Below are 3,365 nucleotides of genomic sequence, written 5' to 3' on the forward strand. Positions count from 1 at the left end.
AAGCAAATTATAACCATCACATGCAGTGGAGCCGCTTACGTTCCGCCGTTTTTGTGCATTCGCTTTGCTCATTATTGCACAAAAACGGCTCCACTCCAGCGGCCCACTGATGTGGGCGTTACACGTCTATGAAGGAACAAGTATGATCGTAGTATACGGGATCAAGGAAAACCTAAACCCTATCAAGGCAAAACTCTCTGATGTAATTCACGGCTGCATGCAGTCTGTTCTCGGCATGCCAGAAGACAAACGTGCCCACAGATTTGTGCCACTGGATAGAGAAGACTTTTATTTCCCAGGTGGTAGAACTGATGCATACACTGTTATAGAAATAAACATGATGGCCGGCCGTAAACCTGAGACACAAAAAGCACTTATCAAGTCTCTTTTTCAACAACTTGAAAACCAGCTTTTGTTGTCCCCAATCGATGTTGAAATAACCATTAAGGAACAAGCCCCACATCAATGGGGCTTCAGGGGCATCACAGGTGATGAGGCCAATGATCTCAAGTACAAAGTTAACGTGTAACAAAGCAAGGCAAAATCGCACCTTCGGTGCTGGACTCGCTAACGCTCGCCTTTGCTTGCGGCGTTAGGCATACAGAATACGACAGAGGGAAGTATGAAAAAGTATGGTTGGGGAATTTCAGTTCTTTTCGCGTTATTTATGCTAGCAGCTTCCGTAGCACCCAAGTTATTGGGAGCCGAGGTAGCGCTTGACCCACTTATAGAAATTGGCTGGCCGACAAAATATGTATTTTTAATAGGCTTTATTGAGCTATTGTGCACTATATTGTTTTTGGTTCCGCGAACATCGTTGTTAGGCTGCATCTTAATGACAGGGCTATTTGGTGGGGCCATAGCCAGTCATTTACGTGCGGAGAGCCCGTTATTTTCCCATACATTGTTTAGTGTATATCTTGGTATATTTATGTGGCTGGCTCTGAGGTTAAGGGATGAAAGTGTCAGAAGGTTATTCCCTCTAAAAATAAAATAAATTTCAATAAGGTACGCAAATGTCTGGTCAAGAAAAAGTTAAAGGTCCTGCATCTTATTTTCCTTCCATTGAGAAGAAGTATGGTTTTCCAGTCGAGCATTGGCTAAATCTGCTTAAAAAGCAAAAACAACTAAAACACATGGAAATGGTAGCTTGGCTCAAGTCTGAACATAATCTAGGGCATGGTCATGCGAATGCACTTGTTGCCTACTTCCGTGATAAAGAAGGTGCATAAAATGCCTAACAAAGCCAGCCAGAGGGACAGCCAAACCGCTGCGCGCTTTGTCTGCCCCTGCTGGCGGCGTTAACACTACAAGTAGCATGGATAGATTACATATAAAAATAATATGGACAATCGTTGGGTTGTCATTGTCTTACACCGTGGTTCAGGTTCTTCTCAACTCAAATAATGAGGTGGTATCTGATGCCAGTGATTCTGCATGGGCATTTATTTTTGCCATACTCATAGCAGTTTGGTCTGTGAAAGAACCAATGCAAAAAAAGTTCTCCGCTTCATTTGAGTTCAGTGCAGCAGTCTATTTTGCATGGCCACTAGTTCTGCCTTACTATCTATACAAAACTAGAGGGTATGAGGGGCTAATACTTTTCTTAGGTTTTGCAGCATTGTATCTAACTCCATTTTTAAGTGGTTTAGTGGCATATGTATACTTCGCAGAGTAAAGTGTTAACAAGTTGCTCAATGTCGCCTTGCGGCTGGACTTCCTTACGCTGCGCTTCAGTCAGCCCATTAGCAAGGCGTTAGCTGGCCGTATTAAAAAAATATCGTGCAGCCGTAAAGTAAAAACAGTTTTGTATGCCGCTTGATAGCGGGTAAAGTAAGGTGCCATCGGAAGGTCGTGCCAACCATAAGTCAGTCATGCGCTGATGCGTGAAAGTTGGTTGCGTTCCCAGTCGGGCACGAGCTTTAGGTTGACCGCACTATCAAAATTAAGCAGTGTTGCATGGCTTTTAAAACAACACTTAGTAGCATTAAAAGGGATTTAAAGTGGGTGCCAACAACAAAGATTATTCAGCTAACAAAACGCTCAAATACGCTCCGGCCCTGCGGGCCTCCACCGGACAGTCAAACCTGCGGTTTAACTGCCGTTTAGCTCAGCGTTAGAATTTTTAATGATTTTTAGAGTATACATGCTTAAAAGAATATCATGATTAAGCTGATATATGATTAAGGAAGGGTAGGGATACGCTATGTCTACAATATACATACCCGCCATAATATGGGTGCTAGGTGCCGGGGCATGCTATTTTATTGCCAAGAAAAGAAACCTTAAGCCTTCTGTCCTTAGTGATTGTGTCTTTTGTTTATTTGGTCCATTGGCTATACCTTATGTCTTAATAGCAAAGTCTAGGCACACTTAAATAGTTTGTTTTAGGGTTTATGGTCTTAATTATGCCGAGATATCAGTGCTTAAATTCTAACAAGAGCAAGCAGTACACGCCTACGGCGTCGGACCTCACTACGTTCGGCCGCTGTTGCTGACGTTATGAGGCTAAAGGGAAATGACACCTCAAAATTTAATGCAAGAATATGAGAAAGCATTGGCATCTCAAAAATGGAGTAGAGTTGAGCCGCTACTGCATAATGATGTTTGTGTAACTTTTTTTACAGGCACGTTCAAAGGAAAAGAAGAAGTACACAAAGCATTTGAAAATAATTTTGCCACTATCAAAGATGAAAAATATTCAATCTCAAATATACATTGGGCTTGTTTAGATAGCGTAACCGCAGTTTGTTTATATTCCTTTAAATGGCAAGGTATTATTAATGGCCAAGCTGCTTCGGGTGGTGGCAGAGGCACATCTGTTCTAATTAACTCAGGTGGCACATGGCAAATTATAACAGAGCATCTTGGGCCAAATGCCTCATAACAAGGCCAAGCAACATCGTTCGCTTCGCTCACTGGACAGCCTTGCACTTGAGTCTTTTGTGCATGGCTTCGCCATTGTTGCACAAAATCCACAATCACAAGTCTGCCGTTGTTGGCGGCGTTAGCTGTCCGTGTTACCCACTTTCAGTAGACACCCTGTTATAGTTAGAACCTATGATATAAGGTGTTCGAAATGACCCGAAAGAAAAGACAGACCTATACCGAAGAATTTCGCCGAGAGGCCGTAAAGCGTGCTGAAAAGCCAGACAATACCAACGCCTCTGTCGCAAAAGACTTGGGAGTCAGTGCTCAGCAAATTTATAATTGGCGGCGACAGTTTAATCGGCTGTCAGATAAACAATTCAATTCTGTTGACGGTGTTGACTACTCGAAGAAAGAAAGTGCAGAGCTTCGCAAGCTAAGGCGAGAAAAGGCGGCTCTCGAGAAAGAGGTGGAATTCTTAAAAAAGGCGGCGGCGT

6 protein-coding genes are annotated in these 3,365 nt (G+C 43.0%); all 6 read left to right on the forward strand.

The features are described 5' to 3' along the window. Positions 1-142: 142 nt before the first annotated feature. Positions 143-529 (forward strand): tautomerase family protein, encoded by a 387-nt coding sequence (locus FT643_RS22815; protein ID WP_156873705.1) that lies wholly within the window; start codon positions 143-145, stop codon positions 527-529. A 93-nt stretch (positions 530-622) separates the two neighbouring features. Further along, the gene (locus FT643_RS24155; protein ID WP_156873706.1) at positions 623-997 is read left to right on the forward strand and encodes a DoxX family protein; all 375 of its coding nucleotides are present in this window, start codon (positions 623-625) and stop codon (positions 995-997) included. A 19-nt stretch (positions 998-1,016) separates the two neighbouring features. Further along, complete coding sequence (locus FT643_RS22825) at positions 1,017-1,232, forward strand: DUF4287 domain-containing protein (RefSeq protein WP_103684840.1); 216 nt, start codon at positions 1,017-1,019, stop codon at positions 1,230-1,232. Positions 1,233-1,279: 47 nt separating this feature from the next. Further along, positions 1,280-1,678, forward strand: coding sequence for a hypothetical protein (locus FT643_RS22830; RefSeq protein ID WP_156873707.1), 399 nt, complete (start codon positions 1,280-1,282; stop codon positions 1,676-1,678). A gap of 840 nt (positions 1,679-2,518) precedes the next feature. Continuing rightward, complete coding sequence (locus FT643_RS22835) at positions 2,519-2,887, forward strand: nuclear transport factor 2 family protein (RefSeq protein ID WP_156873708.1); 369 nt, start codon at positions 2,519-2,521, stop codon at positions 2,885-2,887. Between the two features lie 192 nt (positions 2,888-3,079). Beyond that, on the forward strand, positions 3,080-3,365 hold a 286-nt coding region (locus tag FT643_RS22840), incomplete at its 3' end, for a transposase (protein ID WP_198043829.1).

The sequence above is a fragment of the Ketobacter sp. MCCC 1A13808 genome, assembly GCF_009746715.1.
Classification (GTDB): domain Bacteria; phylum Pseudomonadota; class Gammaproteobacteria; order Pseudomonadales; family Ketobacteraceae; genus Ketobacter.

What these genes read in the sequence shown, in the direction of transcription:
- FT643_RS22815 (WP_156873705.1), top strand. Translation starts at nt 143, where the DNA reads ATGATCGTAGTATACGGGATCAAGGAAAACCTAAACCCTATCAAGGCA.
- FT643_RS24155 (WP_156873706.1), top strand. Translation starts at nt 623, where the DNA reads ATGAAAAAGTATGGTTGGGGAATTTCAGTTCTTTTCGCGTTATTTATG.
- FT643_RS22825 (WP_103684840.1), top strand. Translation starts at nt 1,017, where the DNA reads ATGTCTGGTCAAGAAAAAGTTAAAGGTCCTGCATCTTATTTTCCTTCC.
- FT643_RS22835 (WP_156873708.1), top strand. Translation starts at nt 2,519, where the DNA reads ATGACACCTCAAAATTTAATGCAAGAATATGAGAAAGCATTGGCATCT.